The sequence below is a fragment of the Myroides sp. LJL115 genome (assembly GCF_054871665.1).
The window spans coordinates 1-23,716 of sequence record NZ_JBTXLS010000023.1 but is presented as its reverse complement, the minus strand read 5'-3'; the positions used below and the strand labels follow the sequence as shown (position 1 = coordinate 23,716).

At 32.9% G+C, this 23,716-nt stretch carries 18 protein-coding genes; 1 reads left to right on the top strand and 17 read right to left on the bottom strand.

The features are described 5' to 3' along the window. Positions 1-354: 354 nt before the first annotated feature. From ACYSNX_RS07280 to darG, 8 genes are all read right to left on the bottom strand, one after another. A complete protein-coding gene (locus ACYSNX_RS07280) occupies positions 355-687 on the bottom strand; it encodes a nucleotidyltransferase domain-containing protein (RefSeq protein WP_461754023.1) in 333 nt (110 codons plus the stop codon). Next, positions 659-1,144, bottom strand: coding sequence for a nucleotidyltransferase substrate binding protein (locus tag ACYSNX_RS07275; protein ID WP_461754022.1), 486 nt, complete (start codon positions 1,142-1,144; stop codon positions 659-661). Before ACYSNX_RS07275 ends, ACYSNX_RS07280 begins: the two co-directional genes overlap by 29 nt. A gap of 860 nt (positions 1,145-2,004) precedes the next feature. Then, entirely contained in the window at positions 2,005-3,405 is a 1,401-nt protein-coding gene (locus ACYSNX_RS07270) for a serine hydrolase (protein WP_461754021.1), read from the bottom strand. A 121-nt stretch (positions 3,406-3,526) separates the two neighbouring features. After that, complete coding sequence (gene cobC / locus ACYSNX_RS07265; protein WP_461754020.1) at positions 3,527-4,108, bottom strand: alpha-ribazole phosphatase; 582 nt, start codon at positions 4,106-4,108, stop codon at positions 3,527-3,529. Next, positions 4,093-4,869, bottom strand: a complete 777-nt coding sequence (locus ACYSNX_RS07260; RefSeq protein ID WP_461754019.1) for an adenosylcobinamide-GDP ribazoletransferase — start codon at positions 4,867-4,869, stop codon at positions 4,093-4,095. The genes cobC and ACYSNX_RS07260 overlap by 16 nt, the downstream gene beginning before the upstream one ends. A 3-nt stretch (positions 4,870-4,872) precedes the next feature. Continuing rightward, complete coding sequence (gene cobT, locus ACYSNX_RS07255) at positions 4,873-5,877, bottom strand: nicotinate-nucleotide--dimethylbenzimidazole phosphoribosyltransferase (RefSeq protein ID WP_461754018.1); 1,005 nt, start codon at positions 5,875-5,877, stop codon at positions 4,873-4,875. A gap of 231 nt (positions 5,878-6,108) precedes the next feature. Next, entirely contained in the window at positions 6,109-7,260 is a 1,152-nt protein-coding gene (locus tag ACYSNX_RS07250) for an IS4 family transposase (RefSeq protein WP_461754017.1), read from the bottom strand. Between the two features lie 286 nt (positions 7,261-7,546). Then, positions 7,547-8,569, bottom strand: a complete 1,023-nt coding sequence (gene darG, locus ACYSNX_RS07245; protein ID WP_461754016.1) for a type II toxin-antitoxin system antitoxin DNA ADP-ribosyl glycohydrolase DarG — start codon at positions 8,567-8,569, stop codon at positions 7,547-7,549. 190 nt (positions 8,570-8,759) lie between these two features. Between darG and ACYSNX_RS07240 the strand changes: the two genes are divergently transcribed. Next, on the top strand, positions 8,760-8,897 hold the full coding sequence (locus ACYSNX_RS07240) for a sigma factor-like helix-turn-helix DNA-binding protein (RefSeq protein WP_461754015.1): 138 nt from the start codon (positions 8,760-8,762) through the stop codon (positions 8,895-8,897). Positions 8,898-9,181: 284 nt separating this feature from the next. Here the strand turns inward: ACYSNX_RS07240 and ACYSNX_RS07235 are convergent, their stop codons facing one another. From ACYSNX_RS07235 to ACYSNX_RS07195, 9 genes are all read right to left on the bottom strand, one after another. Then, positions 9,182-9,568 (bottom strand): hypothetical protein, encoded by a 387-nt coding sequence (locus ACYSNX_RS07235; protein WP_461754014.1) that lies wholly within the window; start codon positions 9,566-9,568, stop codon positions 9,182-9,184. Positions 9,569-9,607: 39 nt separating this feature from the next. Next, positions 9,608-9,745: a hypothetical protein gene (locus ACYSNX_RS07230; RefSeq protein ID WP_461754013.1), complete on the bottom strand. Its 138-nt coding sequence runs from the start codon at positions 9,743-9,745 to the stop codon at positions 9,608-9,610. 4 nt (positions 9,746-9,749) lie between these two features. Beyond that, positions 9,750-10,928, bottom strand: coding sequence for an ATP-dependent nuclease (locus tag ACYSNX_RS07225; RefSeq protein WP_461754012.1), 1,179 nt, complete (start codon positions 10,926-10,928; stop codon positions 9,750-9,752). Between the two features lie 1,038 nt (positions 10,929-11,966). Next, positions 11,967-13,613: an alkaline phosphatase PafA gene (gene pafA / locus ACYSNX_RS07220; protein WP_461754011.1), complete on the bottom strand. Its 1,647-nt coding sequence runs from the start codon at positions 13,611-13,613 to the stop codon at positions 11,967-11,969. A 239-nt stretch (positions 13,614-13,852) separates the two neighbouring features. Further along, on the bottom strand, positions 13,853-15,382 hold the full coding sequence (locus ACYSNX_RS07215) for a RagB/SusD family nutrient uptake outer membrane protein (RefSeq protein ID WP_461754010.1): 1,530 nt from the start codon (positions 15,380-15,382) through the stop codon (positions 13,853-13,855). Between the two features lie 22 nt (positions 15,383-15,404). Continuing rightward, the gene (locus tag ACYSNX_RS07210; protein ID WP_461754009.1) at positions 15,405-18,629 is read right to left on the bottom strand and encodes a SusC/RagA family TonB-linked outer membrane protein; all 3,225 of its coding nucleotides are present in this window, start codon (positions 18,627-18,629) and stop codon (positions 15,405-15,407) included. A gap of 1,375 nt (positions 18,630-20,004) precedes the next feature. Beyond that, positions 20,005-20,574: a hypothetical protein gene (locus ACYSNX_RS07205; protein ID WP_461754008.1), complete on the bottom strand. Its 570-nt coding sequence runs from the start codon at positions 20,572-20,574 to the stop codon at positions 20,005-20,007. 152 nt (positions 20,575-20,726) lie between these two features. Further along, entirely contained in the window at positions 20,727-22,337 is a 1,611-nt protein-coding gene (gene mdlC, locus ACYSNX_RS07200) for a benzoylformate decarboxylase (RefSeq protein ID WP_461754007.1), read from the bottom strand. A 253-nt stretch (positions 22,338-22,590) separates the two neighbouring features. Beyond that, a complete protein-coding gene (locus ACYSNX_RS07195) occupies positions 22,591-23,289 on the bottom strand; it encodes a hypothetical protein (RefSeq protein ID WP_461754006.1) in 699 nt (232 codons plus the stop codon). Between the last annotated feature and the right edge of the window lie 427 nt (positions 23,290-23,716).

Genomic DNA, 23,716 nt, shown 5'->3' with positions numbered 1-23,716 from the left:
ACTGCCTTAAATAACAACCTTTAAAATAGCAAAGAGCATACCTCTTTTGTACAAAATTACGATAAAAAACACCAAAGCCAATAGAACCTATACGATTTACGTATAATTGTTCACAGTCAAAATCATAGTTTTACAAGAAAAGGAGAAACAATAAACAAGCTGTAAAAAACACAACCACTAACTTATCCATTTTCCACCTCTTGTGTTTGTTATGTAAAAGGATAAGTAGAATTAAAAAATAAAGGAAGTACTTTTGGAAAAACACAATAAACTTTCCCCTTCATGGTCTTCTTAGAAACAAGCAAAGTTAGCCGTAATCGTATGAGATAAATTAAGTGCTAATTAAATATACAATTAGTTTCTATCGAAAATTACAACCCCTACACGATGAATATGATCCAATAAGTCGACATTTTTAATAACATGATATTGAGACAAGTCAAATATAAAAGGTAAATTTAATTCATATAGTTGATTTTCTATACTTTGAAGCTCCATTAAGTTTAGTTTTCCTATGAGAGTTAAATCAATATCAGAGTATTCTTTATAGTTACCTTTAGCACGAGAACCATATAAAACAACCTTCTCTACTGATGGGCTAGTATCAAAAATTTTTATAATTAATTCCCAATCCTGCGTTTTAATACCAGTATCCAAATCATTCAAATAGTTCTCCACTTTGGCCATCTCTAATAGTTATTAATTTTGAGTAAAATATTTCAAACAATGGTGCATAAAATAAAATTATATTTATAAAAATTTCATTTGCTGTATCTTCATTATATGTATGCGATGTTTTATTACGACTGACAATCATATCCATCCATATTTCAGCTTGCTCTATTAAATGTACACTTGCAAAATAACGTATTGCATCTCTACTTCCACTTATCTCGGTATTTCCTTGGTACTCCGCATAATCCTTCATCGTTTTCCAAGCTAATTCATGTGTAAACTCAAAACTTTGAATTAAGCCTTGTTTTAAAATATCATCAATTTCTATCACTATCTCCTGGAGTGTATTTTGGTCTTCTATATCTAAATCCTTAACGGATTCCTTAATATAGGAAATATTGTTATTAAATCGATCTAGTGCTTTGCGATAGTTGCTTAATCTTTGGTGCCATCTAATATCTTGTTCCATTTTAAATCACTTATTTTATTCAAACTAAGCTAAGTATAGCTAATGTCTTTTAGCTTACTTACCCAGCATTACTTAATTTAAAGAGCTTTATTCTATAGGGGGGCTCTACTGAAGATAAATATACATAAAAAATCAAAGTACTGGCACTTTATAATCTCAACTTAGATAGCTCAATTCCAACAATATCGCTATTTTATAAAAAAATCTAAAGGCTTTTAGATAGGGTAAACAACAACTTCCTTGCTTTTATACTCACTTCTATAGCTAAAACATTCCTAAGAGAAGCTTTTCAGTACTCTGCTAATTTTTTCCCCATTAAACCAAGATTCTTTATTAAAATACATGGTAAAAAAAGTAGATTAGATACACATATTATTCTATGCAAAAATCAAGTATTTTCTCTACTTTTTAAACCTCTTGAGCTACCAGTAAATTCAGAGTTATTGCTAAATATTATTATTGATTTTTAAAAACACTTCCTTCAAAATCCTTTGTAAATGGCCATTAGTAAGAAGGCAGCATATATACTAATTATATGGTTGTCAATAGTCTTAGAGCTTAGCTGACTCAGATTCTAATATTTCCCTAGCTTTGAAAAAAGTATCGTGCGAGCCTCTAGAAATTATCTTCCCCTTAGGAGAAATAAAAACAAAAGCAGGTAGACTTGCAAAAGGATAATCTGCTAACATTTGCTGATTGGCTTCAATTTTTTCGGTCTCTAACTAAGAGTAGCTCAAAAAAGGTAGTAAAAGCTTAGGTTAGATTTTGGTAAAGTACTCCTACCTATATTTTGATCCATTTAAACTTTCAACTCAATAGCTGCTCTTTTCTACATCTAAAGCTTGTAAAACATAAAAGCTTTAATAGACATATTTCATTAAATCAATACCGAGAGTATTGATGTTTTGTGAAAAAGGACTAAAGGCAGAAACGTTGGATAATACAACAACACCCACCTTACTTTTGGTATCTACTATCATAGATGAGGTATATCCATTAGTTGCGCCTCCATGCCATATCCACTTTTGCTTATTTGGTCCATCCATTAAAAACCAACCCATACCAAAACTGCCACCTAAAGAGGTAAAAGTTGGCTGATGGGTTAAGCGAAGTACACTATCTTTCTCATTGAATTGACATTGCAAAAAATGGCTTAAATCAACAGAAGTAGATAATAATCCACCGGCAGGAAAATACACATCAAAATCCCAGTTAATTACCTTGTTACCGTCCTTATCTTGTCCCATAACTAAAGAAGTAGAATCTACCTTACTTGGGCTAACATAAGTATGCTCTAAAGCATATTTATCTAATACATTTTCTTTTAAAAGATCTAAAAAAGCCTTGTTTTGACTTTTCTCCAAAGAGTAGCCTAAAAGAGCTACACCTAAATTGGAATAAGAACTTACCGTTAAGGGCTCACTCTCAAAAACTAATGACTCTTTTAAATAAGTATCTAAATCCTCTCTAGTATATTTTTGATAAGGGTTTTCTATACTGTTAAGATCCATATTAGAAGACAGTCTAGGTAGACCCGAGGTGTGGTTGGTTAAAGAAAGTAAGGAAATGGGAGTATCTCTTAAAAAAGTAAACGCGAAGTAATCATTCGCGTTTGCATTTTTATCTATTTTCCCTTGCTGTATTAAGCTAGAAAAGACGGTACTTGTAAAAACTTTTGTAATAGAGCCTATTTCAAAGACACTATTCCTATTATCTACAGAAACAATAGAATCGCCTTGCTTGACTAAGCCATAGTATACAATGTTTTCTCCCTTTACTAGTGCAATAGATACTTGAGTACCCTGGGCCATATTCTTAGTCTTGTCAAACAATAGAGTCGCTATATCCTCTGGCATATCCTTTAAAGCATTTACTGTGGTTGCATTTTCTACTTTTGGCGTGTAGGGAAGGAAAAAAAGTCCACTGATCAAACTTTCTTTATCTAAAGCAATCCTTACTATCAAAGGAGTGTTAGTAAAATTTGTTTTAAAATCTGCATATCCCTTAGGGGATAATTCCTCTAGCGTATAGGTGGATATTTCTCCTACTTGGAGTTTTAAGCCTCCTACTAATTGTTTTACCTGCTCTAAGGGTAGAGCATTTTGCATAGTAACATTCAAATCTTTGAAGATACCCTCTGAATTACCTTGATTGTAATTCTCTTTAAAGTTCTGCATTACTCTTTCAAAGTCTTCTTTATTTTGACCCATCACAATGCAATAGCTAAAGAGCATCAAAAATACTAATAGTTGTTTTCTCATAAGCTGTAGTTTACTTATTTATAAGGTGTTAGTTAGCCTTTACAATATAAGTATATTTGCTAAAAAAACAGACTATTAACAAGGAAAGACAATATAATTTATATCTTTTTTTAAAAATATTTTATAAAATAGATTCCTTATTGGCTCCTTTTAGATATAGTTTATCCATAGATGCAGATAATCCTAAATCAAATCGAAGAATATCTCCGTATTCAATGGGGATTTTAAAGGCATTTTCTAAAGCAATACCCAAAAGGTAACACCACATACTGCGCATTACCCCACTATGGGTCACAATTAGAACCCTCTTATGGGACTGCTTTCTTAAGTCTTCTAAAAAAAGACTTACCCTTTGGTAGAGCTCCAAAAAGCTTTCTCCCTCGGGTACCTTAGTAGTAACAAAATCCTTATACCAGGGATCAATCTCCTTAGCATCTATCTGCGTCCAAGCTTTGTTTTCCCACTTTCCAAAATTCATCTCTTTTAAAGAGTCCTTTACTACAATAGAACTTGAGAATTCTCTAGCTAGGGTATCACATCTTAATAGTCCACTAGAATAGACCTGACAAAATTCTTTTGGTAATTGCTTTCTATATTCTAAAGCTTTTTGTTTAAAGTCCTTTCTAAGAGAAAGATCACTTTGCCCATAACAAACCCCTTTAGCAACTTCTACTGGGGTATGCCGAATTACATAAACTTCCATATCACTAAAAAACCTATATAAATCATTACTTCACTTAGCTGTTGCACTGTACCTAAGCAATCACCCGTATACCCGCCTATATGTTTATTAAAATACCATCCCAAATAAGCATAGGCCCCATACCCAAAGGGTAAGGCTAATAAAAAAATGGGATTAAAGAAAAACACAAAAGGAAGTAAAACAATAGCTAAGCTAATTAGCAGATTACCCTTGGGTAAGGCCTTACTAGCCATTGGTTTTGATTTACTTTGGTCTATATCCCTTACATAAGTATGGGTATAGATCATAAGGCCTGAGAAAAATCTACTAGCGCTATGAGCAGCAATAAGAATTAGAGCAAAATAAACAACATCTATAGAAGCTAAATGAACCATAGAGGTAAACTTAATAGCAAGTAGTAGTACTATTCCAATTACTCCATAGGCCCCTATCCTACTGTCTTTCATTATAGAAAGAATTTTTTCTTTTCCATAACCTCCCCCAAAGCTATCACAAACGTCCGTAAAACCATCCTCGTGAAATGCTCCTGTCAAAAGAACACTACACCCCATCATAATAAGTAAACTTACATCTAAAGGCAGAATTAGCTGTAAGGCTAAAAATACAAGAGCGTTGAAACAGCCCACTACTATTCCCACAAGGGAATAGTATTTTTGGCTTTGATTTAATATCTCTGGGCTATAGGGTAAGTTCTTAGATATGGGAATCCGAGTAAAAAACATCAGAGCCGTTAAAAAATATAGAAGTTGTTTTTTGATCATTGCTTATTTATTAGAAACTCCTGCAGATTCAAAACTTGCCATTTGGTTTAAGAAATTAACGCTTGCTTGTACCAGTGGATAAGCCAAAGCGCATCCTGTACCTTCTCCTAAGCGAAGCTCTAAATCCATTAAGGCGCGATGACCTAAGTAATCCACAAAATCTTTATGTGCGCTTTCCTTAGATACATGGGTAAATATAGCATTGTCTTTTATGCTAGGCTGTAAAGCTTGAGCTATAGCATAGGCTGAGGTAGCAATAAAGCCATCTACTAAAATGATCATAGACTTACTATGGGCCTCTAGCATGGCTCCACAAATTTGAGCTATCTCAAATCCACCTACACTTTGAAGTACATCTAAAGGATTACTACAGTCTTTATGAAAAGCAGCCGTTTTCTCCAACACCTCTAATTTATGAGCCAATTGAGCATCATCTAGTCCAGTTCCTCTACCAACACAAGCAGAGATTGGTTTTTTACTAAGTAAAGACATAATTAAAGAAGCGCTAGAAGTATTACCTATTCCCATCTCTCCAAATCCTACAATATTACACCCACTCCCATGAGCCTCTTGTATAACTTTAGCCCCCATTACAAGGCAATATTCCAATTGTTGTCTAGTTAGGGCTTTTTGATGTAAAGCGCTCAAGGTACCATAGCCAGCTTTTGCTTTAATTAGCAAAGGAGCCTGCTCAAAATCGAAATTAACTCCAGCGTCTACAACCTTTAATGCTATGTTATTTTGCTTACAAAACACATTAATAGCTGCACCTTGGTTTAAAAAGTTTAATACCATTTGGTGGGTTACCTCTTGTGGAAATGCGCTTACTCCCTCTAAAGCCAAGCCGTGATCCCCTGCAAAGACAAACATCGATGGATTATTCAATGTTGGACAAAGTGTGTTTTGAACTTTGGCAATCTGAAAAGCTATTGTTTCTAACACCCCTAGAGACCCTAATGGTTTAGTCTTTAAATCTATTTTGTTTTGTAATTGTTGTTCGAAGGTCATGTTTTTTTGCTTAAATATAAAAACAAAATACGACCTTGAAAAGCTAAAACCCAATAGTCTTTTACCCTTTAGGTTAACTACTTAATAACTAAATCAATAGATATATTTTAAAAGTGTTATTTATTTTTTACACTATTGTCCGATAAAACTTAAAAAACAAGTATACGAAATTACAACAAGTTAATTATTAGCTTGTTGTAATTTTGTTTTACTGTTTTTCAAAACTAAGCGTCAAAAAAGGCATAGTTGATGTTCTACTTGCTTGTCAATAATCCAATCTTTTTCTGGGTTCTCCAGGAAGTTCATCAGATGAATGTGATTGAACAAATGGATTTTACAGAAGCTCACTAAATTGGAGAAAGCCCAGTTTCTCTTTAAATTCTTTTTAATAACCATAAACAATAAATTTACAATTAAAGTGCAGTATATCTGTATTTTAATTGCATTCTCATTATCTCCCAGGAAATACTTCAAAGGAAAGTTTTGTTTCAATTGCTTGAAAACAAGTTCAATTTGCCATCTAGTTTTATACAAGGCTGCTATAAAATCTGCTCGTAGATCAAACAAGTTAGTAATGAATTCAAATTCCCTTTTATTTTCTCTGTCATAGAACCTTACCTTTCTTAAGATTAAGGAATTATCCTTTCCAATTTGTATAATAGAATCTTCTAAAACACCACTATGGATAGTCGGTTCTAGATTACTTTTAGCTATTGTTTCATAACGGGCATTGTCCTTTATTCGAGTAACAAAACTAGTTTGAGACTCTGTAAACTTTTTAAAAGCTTTGTAATCATTATACCCTTTATCAAAGACATAGATGTAATGTTCACCTAGCTTTAGCTTATCTAAAAACCTATGATCATGCGTTTTAGCTTCTGTAAACCAAACTAAGCTTGGAACTCTTTCATCTGCATTAATAATAGAGTGAACTTTAATTCCACCTTTACTTTTACCATCTTTAGGCTTTCTACCCACACAGGATAATATATTTTTAAACAGACTAATTGTGGTACTATCTACTAATTTGACCTGTTTACCTAGGACTTCTTTAATTCGGCTGTCCGATAACTCATCACCATACCTCATTAAGAGTTTATTGTAAATCTGAGCAAAGAATTCAACACTCCTATTTTTGTTGGCATCCGATAAAGTACTTCTTTTAGGAATATGGTTTAAGTAGAAGTTCTGGGTCTTTCCGGATAGCCCTAACATAGCTCCAGATACCTCTCTTAGTGAGTTACACTTAGCAAAGCAACAAAATAACATGCTTATTAAGTGGTCTTTAGAGGTAAACTTCTTGATATAGCGATCCGATTTAGATTCCATAACAGAATCTCGGATAATCTTTGGGTCTATTAAATAAATTAGCTGTGAAAACACAGATTTTGTAGAGAAATGCTTATTTTGCTCATCGGATTTTATATTGTGGTGATACAAAAATACGATAAAACATTAGGGTTCAGCTTGCTGAACCCTTTTTTTATATGTCAAACTTTTACCGGACAGTAGTGTATTTTTTATAAAAAAAGAAAATTTCAAATGAATTGAAATTGTCAACTTATAATTAATTAAAATATCCTCTATTTTCTAAATATCATTACTAAATAAAAATTATGAACCTTCTTATCAAAACATTAGTGATAAAGAAACACACTATATTTCAATATTAGCTGAAAGAGTGAATTTTTTTTAGATGCTGTACAGATATATTAACAAATTTGGGATTTGAAAACAAACTTCTCTTTCTATCACTCCAATTTTCAAGACCTTGGTTTAAGGTAGCGATATCGTGTGAATTCAACTTAATGGATAGATAGTCTAAGCTCGATAATAATTCTAAAGAAAAGTCTGAATAAAACCCAGTTAAAAAATTTGTCGTCTTTATAGCTAGATCTTTAAGCTCCTGATTATTTTCAATATGCTTTATAACATCCTCATATCCTTCAGCGATAATAGAAAGAGGTTCAAAAGGTTTTTTATTCATATCACTATAGCCAGATATATAACTTCCATTAAGAACATTTAAAACATATCTTACTTTACCAGAGTAAGGCCCATAAAAATTAGGTTCGAATTTTAATTTAAAATATTGTTCACCTCCTAGCCTTTGTAAGAAATAGCAAACTTTTTCACTGGAAAACTCAGATATATATTCTCCATTTCGCACCAAGTCATATAAAACATAAAGCAATAGCGCCCTGGCATCTGTTAGTTTAACACGCTCGCATTTCAAATGCTCCTTTATAACAACACTTGGTTCATAGACATATATATCAATATTCAAATTTGCTAATTTCCTTTCAATAATTTCTTTGACAATTGACCACTCCAATCCACCATTACCTGCACCCAATGGTGGAATAGCGATACTTTTAATAGCGTTTTTTTCTATAAGACAAATTAAATCATCAAGTCCTTCTTCAATATAGATATATTCTGATGGTTTCCTCCAACTTTTCTTTGTAGGAAAATTAATAATTACTTTTTTACCCGAATAAAGATTAACTTCTTCAAATATTAATAATTTTCCTATGGCAATATTTCCTTCTTTACAAGCTGCCTTATAGTATTTATAATTATTAGGAAAAGCTTTCTTAAATTGCAAAGCAATGCCTTTACCCATTACACCATCGGTATTAACAGTATTAACTAGTGCTTGTGCTTCACTATCAAAAATATTTCCTATCACATATTTAATCATACTCGCAAGTTACTAAAAATATTTATCTGGAATTAATCTATTTCTGTTTCGGTGCAAATGGTACCAATTTCGGTTTAACTTGGGCTAGTTAAGGTAAATATTAATTGTCATTTCAGTTCAAAATGTGACACCTAAAAAAGTTTAATACAAGTATCTTGTTGTTTTTAAACGATACGACATGGCTAATAAACTTGACCTAATGGACTTAAAGCAAATTATCACTTTACATTTAAATGGCTATAGAAATCGAAAAATAGCCAGCACGCTTGATATTTCACGAAATACGGTTAATACTAATATGCATCTTTTATTGTAAATGAGCATTCATTAGAGCAGTTATTATCGTTTGATGTTGCTCAACTATCTGAAATATTTTCTAGCTGTAGTACTATTGACTCACAGCATCATAAGGAGTTAATGTTATACTTCGAAACGGTTAAGAAGGCAAGTAATCACCCTGAATTTACCTTTTTATATCCCAGAAAAAGATTTGGCTATAAAACCCCAAACGAAATATTAGCTGAGAAACTAGACAATTTCGAGTCTGTTGCATTTATTAGTTGAATATACATTTCATGATATATGACAAATAAAAACATGCTATTTTATCCCCGTTTTCTTTTTAAATTTAACAATAAATCGTTTAAAATACAGGCAATTTTCCTCAAGAGTATTAAAATCTAATAGAGCACATAATTCAGCATTCTGAGTTATGGTATATTTTGGACATCTAGACCTTAAATACTCCTTAGGCTCATCAATAGCCATTACATCAGGTACTTTAGCAAGGCTTGTATTAAAAAAAGAATTTAAAGTATTAATATCAGCAAGAAGTAAAGCTTCCAACTCATAAATATTTAATAGATAAATACCTTTTTTATCAACAACAGAATTGTTGTCACTGAAATAATTTTTCCTGGTGCTTATCTGATCTTTATCTGAAATAATCCCGTCCAAATCTCTTATAAATATAACTACATCAGGCATAGATGATTCATATTCACGTCTTAAAAAACGTTTAGTTTTTTAACTATCTAACTGAGAACCATTAATATGACCTATTAAAGTTACATATTTAAAATTAAATTGTGAAAATTCTTTACTCAGAATATTCTCAATTGCAAGAGTATCTGTTGGAGCTTCTCCTACTAAACCTATAATCATACTTTTAAGAATCTAAATCAGAATATAACCAATAATCACTTAAATAGTCTTCGGACATGTATGCCTTAGCCTTTTCTTTTTGAACATCATTCATATGATTGAATATAGAAGTATTGCTGCGGTTTGATCCTAGAATAATTCTATCAAGCTCAGACTCGGATAATATATTTAATGCTTGTGGAGAATGAGTTGTTAAAATTATTTGTGCCCTTTTTGAACATTCTTTTATATAATTCAATAAATTAAAAAATTGATGCGGATGTATACCCAGTTCAGGCTCCTCAAGTAAAAAAATAGAATTCGTTGATTCTTTTCTTAAGTCATAAAGCTCAGACATTATGTAGAATACTCTTTTTGTACCATCCGAAAGATTCTCAAATGTAAACCAATTATCATCTACTAAAAACTCAAGATAAACATTACTTACACTATATTCATCCTTTATTTTACTTATATTAAAATTGTTATTAAGCCTTACTTGCTTAATGGGTGAAAAATCGAGTAAAACGTCGCTAAAATCACTTAAACTACTAAAGAGATTTGTAAATTTTTCTTTATAAAAAGAATCATTTACATCTTCATTACTTCTCCATTTTAAATCAAGAGTATTTATTAAAAGGTTCGTTACTAAGTATTTTACAAATCGAGGCGTACTTTCATTTTCGTAAATATTAAATAACTCAGTAGATACAGAATTTCCACCTTCCGTACCAAAAGAAAAATTCAGTGGCTTATCCACAAGAAAATAGTTTTCAGGAATTCCATGCTTTAGATAGACAGATTTAATCTGAATTTCTCTTTTAAAAAGACAGTCTTTTAACTCATTTATATTGTTTGGATCAAAAGATAAAACTTTATCTTTCTTATGAAACAACTCACCATGAAATTTCTTAACAAAAAATCCCGGTTTTACATCTTCATTCTTAAACGTTTTTAACGCTAGTGAACTCTCAGTACTAATCCTAAAAGAATCACTACCACTAAAGTCTAGTACTGCAGTAAATCTTGGGGAAATATCATACTTAAAACGCAAAAGATCGTGCAAAAAATGTAAAAGATTTGTTTTTCCAATAGCATTTTTCCCAATAATAATATTTAAGCCATCATTAAACTGAACATCCACATTTTTAATAGTTTTAAAACCATTTAACTTTGCTCTTTTTAAAAATATCTTTTTGTTCATACTTTCCGTTTTTTCTATATTATCACCAAATGTACATTAAAATTTAAAAAGTTTATGACTTAGAAAATTAATTCCCTCTGAGTATTTTTTCATCTAAGAAAGTATTCTCCAAAAAGAGTAGAATAAAAATAATAATATTCCTAAGAATTTACGACTCTACCTTTTTTAAGCATTTAGTAGCTTTACAAGATAGATAAAATAAATGGTATCATTAGTATATTAAGCTTAAACTTTTGTGATATCTAGTTTTAATTTACTGCCACAATACTGAAGTTATATGTCCTTCTTTTTACAAAGCGGCAAACAAATAGAAAATACGATTATGTATTAATGGTTATATTTTTAGTTGGAATCCTAAACATCGTAGTAAATTAGAAAACTTGCTAGATCATATAGAGATAGGATAATACCACACTAAAAAGTAAGAATAAAAAGAAAATTCCTGCATCTTATAAGCTAAAAAGCAGGAGTTTTTTATAAAACAGCTATTGTCTACTTGGTAGAAGAAATTGTAAAACAAATAATACTAGAATCCCCAACATTGTGTAGGGTGTTATTACACCTAATATCATATTTTTTGAGTTGCTCAAATATAACTAAACCTTCTATTGTTGTCAAAACAAAATTAACTATAAATAACTATACTCCTTTCAAGTACATCACACATCTTTATATGTATTAAAAAGATTTCACTACGATAGTTTCAACAATCCTAACCACTCAATAAAGTGAAGTAGCGGTAAACTTCCTTACTTAATTTTTAAAAAGCATAACCCAATAAAACAGCTACCAAAATTGCAAGATTGTCTTGACGTTTATTTATTAATAATGCTTTTCACAATAGGTAGAAATCCTATCCTTTTAATGCAAGGTAATACATACTGTTATTTATAAAGAGCCATCTTAAAGGGAGACTAAGCACTTGATCAAAAGCAATTAACCTAAAAACTAGCCGGTGAATATAGACAAAAAAGAGCCGCTTTCTTATCTAGAAGAAAACAGCTCTTTAAAATTAACTATAACGGTAAATAATTAAGTTTACTTTATTGCCTCATATATCGGCGAACCAATACTTCCATTAGGCATTTCAATTTTTAAAATCTCAGCAATTGTCGGAGCAATATCCGTCATATTAGTTGGGCGAACTGTTTTACCTGGCTTAACTCCCCACCCCATAAACACTGCAGGTATATGCGTATCATAAGACCCCCAAGTACCATGTGTAGTTCCTGTAGCATTTTCTCTAGCACTATACCATTGCGGTTCTAAAATAAACTGAACAACACCACTTCTCTTTAAGTTGTATCCGTTGATTATCTTTTCTTTAATCTTAGAAGGGATACTAGACACGGAAGTCTTATCCATATCTGTTACAAAAGCAACTCCGTCAACTTTTTTAAGCTCTGCAACAATAAACTCGCGAATCTCTGCCTCTGGCAGATTTTTCTCTTGTATTAGTTTATTATCTAAGTGCACTTGGTAATTAGTGATGCTTAAGATAATTTTCTCCTCTTTATAAATATTTTGCAATTTCTCATTTAGCATATTACGAGTAGCAGAAGAACTAAAATACCCAGAATTTCCTTTTTGATCTCTATAGAATCCAGGGTTATGAGCAGCTCCGTGGTCTGCACTTAAAAATAAAGTATATTCTCCCTTACCTATAGTGTTATCTAAGTAGTTTAAAAATGCAGCTAAATCTTGGTCTAAGCGTAAATAAGTATCTTCAATTTCTACAGACTCAATACCAAATTGGTGTCCTACATAATCGGTAGACGATAAACTAACTGCAAGAAAATCGGTTACATTTAATGGATTATGTCCAAGGTTTTCTGCCTCTATCGCCGCTCTAGCAAAATCTAAAGTAAGACTATTTCCAAAAGGAGTTGCCTTGATTAAATCATAACCGCCTTGTTTTTTTAACTTCACTAAATCCCTTGGGAACACAGGTTTGTCTTCCCCTTTAAACTTTCCTTCATATGGGCTATCGTCAGGATTACTTAAAACATAAGTATCTAAGTCATATAGAGTATTCCATCCCTTCTTATAGTACTTATCAATGTTTTTCTGTTTATTGAAACCATCTACCCACTTTGGTAAATTATCCATATAATAGGTACTAGTTATCCAATGTCCACTATCCCCATCAAGCCAATAAGCTGCATTTGCAAAATGACCTCCAGGTAGAATACCACCTCTGTCTTTGATAGAAATACCAATAACCTTACTTTGGAAATTAGTAGCCAATCTTAATTGATCCGTCACAGTAGAAACTAAAAGGTTCTTAGGAGATTGCTGTCCCACACTACCTGAGGCTCCAACTCCCTGTACACTTGTATCCTCTGTACAATACATTCTTTGGCCAGTGGCCTGAATAATAAAGTTGTTTCCTGCAATTCCATGAATAGCAGGCACACTTCCAGTATATAATGTACTATGTCCAATAGCTGTTACACTAGGAACATAATCAATATTGGTGTTTTCACTTGTAAACCCTTCCTTTAATAAGCGCTTAAATCCATCTTCTGTATAGCGATCATAATAGCGATAAAGGTAATCCCAACGCATTTGATCCACTACTACACCAACTACTAACTTCGGCTTTTCTTTAGTAGAAAAATTAGCTAAACTAGCCAAAGAAAACAAACAGCAAACTGCTGTGAAAAAACTTGTACTAAATTTCATTTTGTTTCTATTATTAATTGTTCGTATGTTTCTTGCTTTAATAATTATCTGTATTAAATATACATTTAGGCTAATCCTAAAAACACATCTATTTAACACTTAGTAAATAAGTTATACTTTTAAAAAGTATAGCTTTTTTTATTGTCCTGTTTTTGACTACGCAAAATAAAATGAAAAAAATAGCCTGAATGAATTCAGGCTATCTAACTTAAAATAACATAATCCTAGCAAACATGAGATTATTGATTTGCTGTTTCTTTGTTTGGTACTACGTATGTCCACTGATTAGCGGCATCAGGTAGTACTTCTTGAGAGAAGTCCACAGGGAAGTTCCCTCCTTGTGTATAATCTTCGCGAAGAGCAGAAACTCCCCAACGTTTTAAATCGAACCAGTTAGACCCTTCTCCCCATAGTTCTAAAGCGCGGTAGTCTTTGATTTCTTGCCAAAGTGCATCCCCTGTTACTTTACAAACATAGTTTGGATCTCTTTTTTGATTTAGAGTTTCTAAAAGAGCAATAGCTCCTTTTTCATCCCCTAAGAAATACTTAGCTTCTGCTTCTGCTAGGTACATCTCTGCAGAACGAATATGTACTAAGTTACCAACCCCAGGCATATCGTTTGCTTTGATTTTATATTGCATTAATGCAAATATTTTAGCAGACTTGTCCAAGCCATCAATAGTTGCTCTAGCTCTTTTCTCTAAAGCTGAACCTTTTTTAGCCTCTCCTGTAGCAATATTAAACTCATCGTCTTTAGGATCTAAGAACAATTGTTTTCTAACATCTGTTGAAGGGAATTTAGCATAAAGTTTGTTATTGATAATCTTAGGATAATTCTTCACTGCTCCTGCACTAGAGTTGTACCCCATGTATGCAAAGTAAGAGTAGAAATAAAGTGTCTCATCAAAAGCTCCGTAGCTTCCCCAAATCCACTCCGATGTTGGGTTACTGAATCCGCTTTTGAAAGCTTCTTCATCCATCAGTTCATATTCTCCTCCACCTACTTTAACCCTAGCTAAAGCAGCGTGTTTATTAGCAGTCTCATAATCTTGTTTAACTAAAGCAGCTTTGGCAAAAACCGCATGAGCCACACTTTTATCTAAGATATAGAACTCCTCTGCTGTACGTTTAAAGTCCGCCTGCTCAAATAATGAAATAGCCTCGTTAAGATCTTTATAAATTAAGTCAAATGCGTCTTTTAAGGAAGACACAGGTAATTTCTCAATCTCTGCACTTGTCTTTAATACCACTGCTGGAGTACTTCCATTAGAAGAATCTATCCAGCGGTTCCCATAAATCTGGGCTAGCATATAATAAGAATAAGCGCGATAAGTATAAGCCTGTGCTTTTAAAGCTTGTTTTTCCTTTTCTGGTCCTTTAGCGGCATCAATATGTGCTATTAAAAGGTTAGCATTGGCAATTAAACCATAGTAATAATGCCAAGGATAATAATTTAGTTTAGCTGTATTATTTGCATTATTACGCATTAAGATCTGTGTTTGATTCGAAGAACCAACAGCAGTTGTCAAAGCAGTTCCCGAAAGCTCTCCGTAGAAAAGCTTTATAGATCCTTCTCCATTGAATCCTTGTGACTCATATTGATTAGTCATCAAACGCGCAATACCATTAACGGCCATTTTTGCGTTTTTAGTAGTGGCATATACAAGCTCAGGATCTACTTTATTGGTTGGACTAGTGTCTAAATAATCCGAACTACATGAACCAAGAGATAATATTCCTGCTAAAGCTATAAATTTAATATATTTCATTTTTTATCGTAGTTTTTAATCATTATAAGCCTAATGAAAGACCAATTGTAATAGTTCTTGGTGCTGCAAAAGCATTAGAGTTAGTTCCATTAAAAGATTGCTGAGGGTTCATTCCTTTTAATTTAGTAAACGTTGCTAAGTTTTCTACTCCTACGTTAAATACTAAAGAGTTAACTCCCATTCTACTTGTCAATTCTTTTGGCATAGTATAATTCAGTGCAATGTTCTTCACTACAAAATAGCTTCCATCTTTTAACCAACGAGTGGAATTACTTAAGTTATTAAAATCTGAATCGTAGAAGTTTACAGATGGAATTCCACCATAAATAATAGCTTGATCTATTGGGTTATCCATATCGTAAGAGCCTAAGATATCTTTGTGTAATGCTCCAGGAGTACTTGAAGCAGTCATAAGTGATCTATATGAGCTATCATATGTTTTACCTCCAAGTGCATAAGTAAATAGCGCATTTAAAGTAAAGTTCTTGTAGCTTAATGCGCTAGAAAAACTTCCGTACATTTTTGGAATAGCAGTTCCTGAGAACTCTTTCTTACCATATGTACCGTTTAGAGCATAATACTCTCCATCGATTTCAGAGATGATACTTTGATCTGTTACTTTAGTTTTGCCCTCTTGAGCTTCACTATCTTTTACGTAATATTTATCCGAATCGAATTTATATAAAGCGCGTCCTGTTGATCCTTCTACTCCTACGTATTGGTATAGGTAGAACTCATAGATACTCTTACCCTCTGTAATTAACTTAGTATCTTTTTCAATACCATTTTTTCTATTTTCTTCAGGAAGGCGATCTACTCTGTTTTTCATCCATGTAGCATTTGCTCCAACGCTCCATTTCCAATCATGAGTATCAATTAAATCAACATCAACTGTTAACTCAACACCTTGGTTAGTAATACTACCTAAGTTCATTGTTAATACAGAAACTCCATCTTTATTTGATGTAGCACCATTTGAAAGTGGTAAGTTCATGTCAAATAATAAGTTATTTGATCTTTTATGGAAATACTCAAGTACAAGGTTAACTCTTTTAAATGCTCTTGCTTCTATACCAAAGTCAAAAGAAGAAGAAGTTTCCCATTGTAAGGTTTCGTTTCCGTTTTGGTCTTTATAAAAAGCTCCTTGCCCACCGTTTTTGCTCATTGCATAAAGCGTTTGGTAAGCAAACCAGTCTGCTCCAGAGTCGTTTCCAACTTCTCCATAAGAAGCACGAACTTTTAAGTAGTCCATTGGATCAAATTTGAAAAACTCTTCACTAGAGATTACCCATCCTCCACCTACTGACCAGAAGTTCCCCCAACGGTGATCTTTATGGAATTTACTACTTCCATCACGACGGAAAGAAGCCTCAGCAAAATAAGTGTTATTATAATCGTATTTTACTCTAGATAAGAATCCTTCTGTACGGTATGTCTTAGAGTAATCATATAGGTTGATCGTCTCGTTAAAGTTAATCCAATCCATGATATCCTCCATATTTTGTCTTCCTTTCATTCCGTATAAGTACGTATACTCCTCCGAGTAGTTCTCATGTCCTACTAACACATCAAACTTACTTCCACCAAAGGTTTTGTTCCAGTTTAATAATTGTTGAGCAGTATAAGATTTATAACGGTAATTTTCTCTTCTCGAACGCCCACCGTTTCCACGTCCATCTCCAATTACAGCACTTTCATATCTTGCATTCTCTTGGTTACTCAAGTTTAAATCCCCTTTTAATGTAAAAGTGAAGTCTTTTAAGAAAGTTACATCTGCAAAGAAATGTCCGTTTAAAGTAGTACGAATAATCTTATTTTGATTTAACTGATTCTCTTGAATAAGGTGACGGTCATTGTATTGTTTACGTCCTCCTTGTCCAGAGTCAAATTGGCGATTACCAAACTCATCAAGTAAGTAGGCTCCACTAGCATCATGCTGATAGATAGAATAAATAGGGGCAATGTTTCTAGCGAACATAAATGGGTTAGTATAACTCCCACTATTTTCTGATGTTCCATTTACCATACTAGACTCTTGGTGTGATCCAGCTACACTACCACCAACTTTAAGATAATCTTTAGCTTGGTAATCTGCGTTTACACGTCCAGTAAAACGTCTAAAATCTGTTCTTTTTACATATCCTTGGTCATCTAAGAATCCAGTAGAAAAGTAAGCTCCCCCTTTTTCATTAGCCACTCTACCATTGATCACATAGTCTTGACGATATCCAGTTCTAAGAATTGGATCATACCAATCTAAATCTGTATACCCTTCTTTAATTGTAACTCCAGGTAATAAGTTTCCATAAGCATCAAATAATTGATTATCTGGCGCATTATAAATATTCACTCCTAATACACTAGAAATTAAGTTATCATTTGCGTATTGGTTTGCTTGATCTAAAGTCCAGTTATCTAAACCTTTAGTAGTAAGCATATTATTTCGGTATCCTTGGTACATTACTTTCATAAAGTCATCTGCTCCAAGTCTGTCGTATTCTTTAGTTCCTCTGTTATATATCCCTTGTTTAACAGATACGTTTAAGAAACCACTTCCTTTAGAAGCGTTCTTAGTAGTAATCATAATCACCCCGTTAGAAGCTCTATTTCCATATAAAGTAGAAGCAGAAGCATCCTTTAATACAGTCATACTCTCAATATCGGCAGGGTTTAAATCGGAGATATTTCCAGGGTAAGGAGAACCATCCACAACATATAATGGGTCGTTTTTCCCATTTACTGTAGTAAATCCACGAATTCTAACCTCTGGTTCTGCACCTGGTTGTCCTGAAGTATTGTTAATTTGGATTCCCGCAGCTGCACCTTCTAATGCACCAACTGCGTTAGAAACAGGACGGCTTTCAATTTGTTTAGATCCAATACTTGCAACAGCTCCAGTAATAGATTCTTTTGTTGCAGTACCGTAAGCCACTACAACTACATCATCCAATAGTTCATCTTCACTACTTAAAACAATGTTATAGTGAGATCTTTCATCTATTGTTATATGTTGTGTAGTGTAAAATACATAGCTAACCACAAGTACATTTCCAGGGGCAGCATCAATTGTAAAAACTCCATTGTCATCGGCACTAGTTCCAAAATTAGTTCCTTGTAATAAAACACTGGCACCAATCAAAGGGAAACCATCTTCGTCAACAATAGTACCAGTAATGGTCTTTTGTTGAGCAAAGAGGACACCTGTTAAAGTGCACAGAATAATTGTCAAGTAAAATTTTAATTTCATAAATATGGTTTTAAGGTTTTTTGAGGGTCCCAAAAGTATAAAAAAAAATTTACGAAAATTTTTTGTTAATAATATTCGCACTCAAAACGCCTTTTTCAGCGAAAAAACCCCACAAAACCCCTATCTACACTTTCATTTTTTTACATTTTACAAATTAAATTAACTATTTTAACAGAATTGAATAGCCTAAAATTGCAATCGGCAAAAAATGACAAAAAAATTGTTAAATTAAACTCAGTGAATCTTTAAAATAGTGCTATTTGCATCTATACTAAGGTTTCAACTCAAAGAAAACAACCAAGGCGAGCGCCGTTTAATATTAAAACAATACAGAAAAATCAAGCTTTTTAAAGCAAGAATCACCATAATTAAGTCGTTAAAAAATCATTTTCTCAAGGTGGCAATACTTTGAATAAATAAGACATAATAGGTAGAAATTAGATAGCTATTTAGGGCTGCTTAAATGGCTCAATAATCCCTTTAAACAAAAAAAAAACATTCAAAAAGAAAATCTTAGTAGAATATTGCAATCGCCCGAGCACCTTTCTTAAATTAAGAATGGGAAAAGATCAGAAATACACATAAAAACTCTCTCATAGGAAATACATACTTATAACAGAATTTAAGAAACTCGCATCACAACAATTGTCTTTACTGTGTGCTATGTAGATATTGCGATTTAACTTGCGTCAGTGATTTGGGTTCAAAACGTGCCCATCTCGACTTGATTTGTGCGGCTCAAATTGTTCACTATACTCCGGGCTAACTATAACGTTTATTTCCGCCCAAAATTCTTTTAGATAGCTACAAGTTTGATATAGCAATAAGCTTTATTAAAAACACAGGGGAACTTATGGATAATATTTTAGATAGAAAACTGTTTATCCCGTGGATATCTAACTAACAAAAAAGACTTTTATAGGAGGTAAATATAAGTAATAAAAAAAGCAAATATATGCAGATATCCATAAAAGCCTTTTACTCAAAAAAACAATGATAAAATCAATAATACTCATTCACCAACCATATGAAAGCCTTAGTAGTATCCTACTACTATAGATCAAAAATACTAGAAAAAATATCACGTAGAAGTAGATGTTAATAATTCCAATAGCAAAAAAGACAAATGCTTATTTGGAATTTTAAAGAAGAGTTCATTGGGAGGTTTATCCATCAAAAGTAAGAAGGGTCCTCCATGGACTAGGACACTTGTGTAACAAGTGGTTGCGGTAGAAAATAAATATGTCCTGAAATAGTTTAATAATAAGATACAAAACTACTTCAGGACAAAACTATCTTTTGCTTATATGCCTTAACTGATATAGATCAAAGCTAACTTAACATGAGATAGCACTACTGCAAAAGTAATATTCAACTATTTGTTAACTGAAAAAGCTGAAACTACTACTTGTCTACCATCGATTGCATTTGGATTTGAAATGATAATTCCATATTCTCCTGGCTCAATATCATTAGCATTAATCTTAATTAAATAAGAAGTTTCTCCGTACTGCTCTCCAGTAAAAGGAACATTTTCAAAGTTATTAGATTTAGCTGAACCTAAGCTACTGAATGAACTAACTTCAGTTCTACGGAAATTCTTCTTTTTTTCAAATTTAAATATCTTAACAATCGAAAAAGGATCTGTTCTATTATCATCACTTTTGATGATAAATTGTATATCACTATTATTGTCTACATTAATTGGAGAACAACATCCAGGAATCTGAAGCTGTGTTCTTCTTTTCCCAATTCCTGTTAGTACTAATCCAGTTGAATTAACTGTTCTACTTTGAGTTAAGTGCTTCTCTAACACAACTGTAGAATTGTCAGGTTGAATTAATACACATTCCCCAATAAAATTAGGCTCCTTAATTTCTTGTGAATAAGAATCAAAACTTGTAAAAAAAGCAGCCATTACGGCTACTAATAATAACTTTTTCATAATTTATTTTTAAAACTGTGCAAATATAACTGAAAATCCGCAAAACGCAAATTGTCATAATTATTATTTGTAAAGTAGTAAATATTCTGAGTTGAAGTAATGATATCTAAATGTATTACCTCATTAAAACTCCTATTATAAAAAAAATACTATTAATAAAGCGGTGGTACCTCCCTTGTAATCTCAATAGAAAGAACTGTTGGTGTTCCCGCCTTTAGCGCTTCTTCATAGAACTCTTGTAGCTCCTTTAGGTTCTTAGCTTTTTTACCCTGTAAACCATATCCCTTTGCTAATGCGCAAAAATCCAAACCTGGAAGATCTAATCCTGGAACATTTGGAGTATTCTGACAATCAGCAAAAGCCTTTAATATACCATATTCTCCATTTATTGGAACTATATATACAATGGGAAGATTATGTTGTTTAGCAGTCCATAATCCTTGTATAGAATACTGGAAAGCACCATCCCCTATCATAGCTACCACGGGGCGTGAACTATTTAATTTTTTCTGAGCTAAACCCACTCCAACAGCAGCTGGAAGCCCCCAGCCAAGAGATCCACTTGCCATGGTATATAAACCATCCTCTATGGTAATTGGCCATGCCTTTAAAAGATCGGCTACACTAGATGGAGATTCTTGTACTAAGATTGCATCTTTAGGAGCTATTTCTCTAATAGAGCGAAAAACCTCCAAGGCAGTAATATTTTCTTGTTTGTCTAAGTCTAATGCAGTAAAAGACGGCTTTTGATTTACTTTTAATTTTGGCTTATTAGGTTCTACTTTGACAAGCTTACTTAAGTATTCTAAGGCTATACATGGATTACTTATTAAACTATCTCCCACTGGAGCTCTACCAGCTTCATTTGGATCATTAGTAATATGTAACAGCTCTAAACCCTGTGGTATATAATCTCCAGGTACATAGGGATAGTATCTAAATACCGGAGCTCCAACAACCAAAGCTACATCATAGCCCTTTAACATATCACTTAAAGGAGCAATAGCAAAGGGAAGCCCCCCGGCGTAAAGATCATGATCTTGTGGAAATCCAATCTTTTCTGAACCAGGTGTACTAAACACTGGAACTTGCATTAGCTCGGCAAAAGCCACTGCTTTTTTCCATCCATCGAATTTAACGATATCTGCTCCAAAGATTAAAACAGGGTTTTTCGCTTTACTTAATTTATCTGCAAAAATAGCTAAACGCTCTGGATCTGGTCCTACTTTACTAGAGACTGATCGTACTGGAACTTCTTTTGTACAAGGTTTACCCCAATCATCTAAGGGAATTGATACAAACACCGGACCGGCTGGTTCTTGTAAAGCCATTGCATAGGCTCTCATTAACGTATCTGGCACATCCTCTGCACTTTTAGGTTCATAACTCCATTTAACAAAAGGTCTTGGTAATTCTTCTGGCGACACATTAGTAAGCCAAGGCTCTAGAAGCAGCATTTCGCGGGTTTGATTTCCTGCTGTAATAATCAAAGGTGTTTTATTCATACTAGCCGATAATATACCACTCATGGCATTACTAAGTCCTGCGGCTGTATGTACATTTACAAAACCTACGGTTTTTGTGGCTTGAGCGTAAGCATCAGCTGCAGCAACTGCAGAGGCTTCTTGCAACACTTGTACATAAGTAAAATCACTTGGAAAGTTCTCTAAAAAAGTTTCCTCTGTAGAGCCTGGATTTCCAAAAATTGTATCGATACCAAGATTTCTTAGCAATTCAAATGTTTTATCCTTTACTGTTTTCATAATTTATATTGATTTTAGCATCACTAAGTTAAGATTAAAAAAACAATTTTCATCTTGGTAAAGAGAAAAAAGTCAGAATTACTATTTTAGTACTTCTGACTTTTAAATTTAATGAAATACCATAACAAAATCTCATATCGTAATATTGAAACTATTACAATTATAATAATCATCTTTCTTACGTATAACAAGAATACTGTCCCCTTATTTCTTCATATAAAATAAGCTACAAATGCATAATTAAATTAAATGATTAGTAGTTCATAGCAGTTTTGTTATGTAATTCCATTTCTTTTCGAAGCACATTTTGTAATTTACTAGCCATCGGTCTAAAACTACCATAAGTAATTCCTCCTGAAATAATGGCACCGAAAATAGGGACTACTTTTGAGGCAGTCTGTGCCGCTACTTTTTTGGTTAAATTAACTCCAATCCATTTGCCGATATTTTTGGCTATTGGATACCACATAGTTTTTGTCAAAGCTTGTTGGGAAACTCGCTTTCCAACTTGTACAGCTGCACTCTTTGCTATAGAACGAATTGCTGCGTTTGCAGCCTCTGCCCCTAACATCACACCAACAAAAACTGTTAATATATTTCTAGTTTCCTCATCTATCTGGTTTTCCTCATCTAATAAATCGCCCCAACCATAAATATATCCTAGCTTTTGAGCCAAAACTAATACATGCCAGTAATACTGAGCCAAGTCAGCAGGAACTGTACCAACCATTGCAAGTCCACCAGGAATTCCAGCGGCGGCAGATGTGGCAGTAACTTTTAATAAATGTGATTTTATCGCACTTTGAGCAACCTTGTCAATATCTTTAAGGCTATATAAATCTATCGGTCTTTTCGTTCTTAAACTATCTGAATTTCCATACTTTGAAAATTCTCGCCTCAAATATGAATTTCTATCAACTTTTACCATAGGCATACTTAATGCCCTTTCCATGACATTGTCCCATGAAATTAAATTTCCCATTATAATATATTATTATTTAAATTGTTTAACCTTAGACATTTTTTCTTTTAAAATTTTTAGAGGCTCTATAAATTATTCTAGATTTAAAAAAAGATAACTTTAGACGACAACTATTTAATGAAAAAAATCTAGATTATGAATACTATACTTTAGATCTAGGACCAAACATAATTAATATCATTAAAAACTATTGAGCATAATTTCTAAAGTGACATGTATAATTAGTAAATGCAGTTGCTAAGTATCCACCCGACCAAGTACATCTTGTAGGATAAAATAATTATTCTACGGTATCTAAGTTTAGATTCTTGTAGTTATGTGGATAAAGGTTTGCAATATTCTTGTGGTTGATGGATTTAATATTCTCAAGGACATATTTTAGCCATTTATATGGGTT

Excerpts from the sequence above, each read along its gene's own strand:
- ACYSNX_RS07280 (WP_461754023.1), bottom strand. The coding sequence starts at position 687 with ATGGCCAAAGTGGAGAACTATTTGAATGATTTGGATACTGGTATTAAA.
- ACYSNX_RS07275 (WP_461754022.1), bottom strand. The coding sequence starts at position 1,144 with ATGGAACAAGATATTAGATGGCACCAAAGATTAAGCAACTATCGCAAA.
- ACYSNX_RS07270 (WP_461754021.1), bottom strand. The coding sequence starts at position 3,405 with ATGAGAAAACAACTATTAGTATTTTTGATGCTCTTTAGCTATTGCATT.
- cobC (WP_461754020.1), bottom strand. The coding sequence starts at position 4,108 with ATGGAAGTTTATGTAATTCGGCATACCCCAGTAGAAGTTGCTAAAGGG.
- ACYSNX_RS07260 (WP_461754019.1), bottom strand. The coding sequence starts at position 4,869 with ATGATCAAAAAACAACTTCTATATTTTTTAACGGCTCTGATGTTTTTT.
- cobT (WP_461754018.1), bottom strand. The coding sequence starts at position 5,877 with ATGACCTTCGAACAACAATTACAAAACAAAATAGATTTAAAGACTAAA.
- ACYSNX_RS07240 (WP_461754015.1), top strand. The coding sequence starts at position 8,760 with ATGGCTAATAAACTTGACCTAATGGACTTAAAGCAAATTATCACTTTA.
- ACYSNX_RS07235 (WP_461754014.1), bottom strand. The coding sequence starts at position 9,568 with ATGCCTGATGTAGTTATATTTATAAGAGATTTGGACGGGATTATTTCA.
- ACYSNX_RS07230 (WP_461754013.1), bottom strand. The coding sequence starts at position 9,745 with ATGATTATAGGTTTAGTAGGAGAAGCTCCAACAGATACTCTTGCAATT.
- ACYSNX_RS07225 (WP_461754012.1), bottom strand. The coding sequence starts at position 10,928 with ATGAACAAAAAGATATTTTTAAAAAGAGCAAAGTTAAATGGTTTTAAA.
- pafA (WP_461754011.1), bottom strand. The coding sequence starts at position 13,613 with ATGAAATTTAGTACAAGTTTTTTCACAGCAGTTTGCTGTTTGTTTTCT.
- ACYSNX_RS07215 (WP_461754010.1), bottom strand. The coding sequence starts at position 15,382 with ATGAAATATATTAAATTTATAGCTTTAGCAGGAATATTATCTCTTGGT.
- ACYSNX_RS07210 (WP_461754009.1), bottom strand. The coding sequence starts at position 18,629 with ATGAAATTAAAATTTTACTTGACAATTATTCTGTGCACTTTAACAGGT.
- ACYSNX_RS07205 (WP_461754008.1), bottom strand. The coding sequence starts at position 20,574 with ATGAAAAAGTTATTATTAGTAGCCGTAATGGCTGCTTTTTTTACAAGT.
- mdlC (WP_461754007.1), bottom strand. The coding sequence starts at position 22,337 with ATGAAAACAGTAAAGGATAAAACATTTGAATTGCTAAGAAATCTTGGT.
- ACYSNX_RS07195 (WP_461754006.1), bottom strand. The coding sequence starts at position 23,289 with ATGGAAAGGGCATTAAGTATGCCTATGGTAAAAGTTGATAGAAATTCA.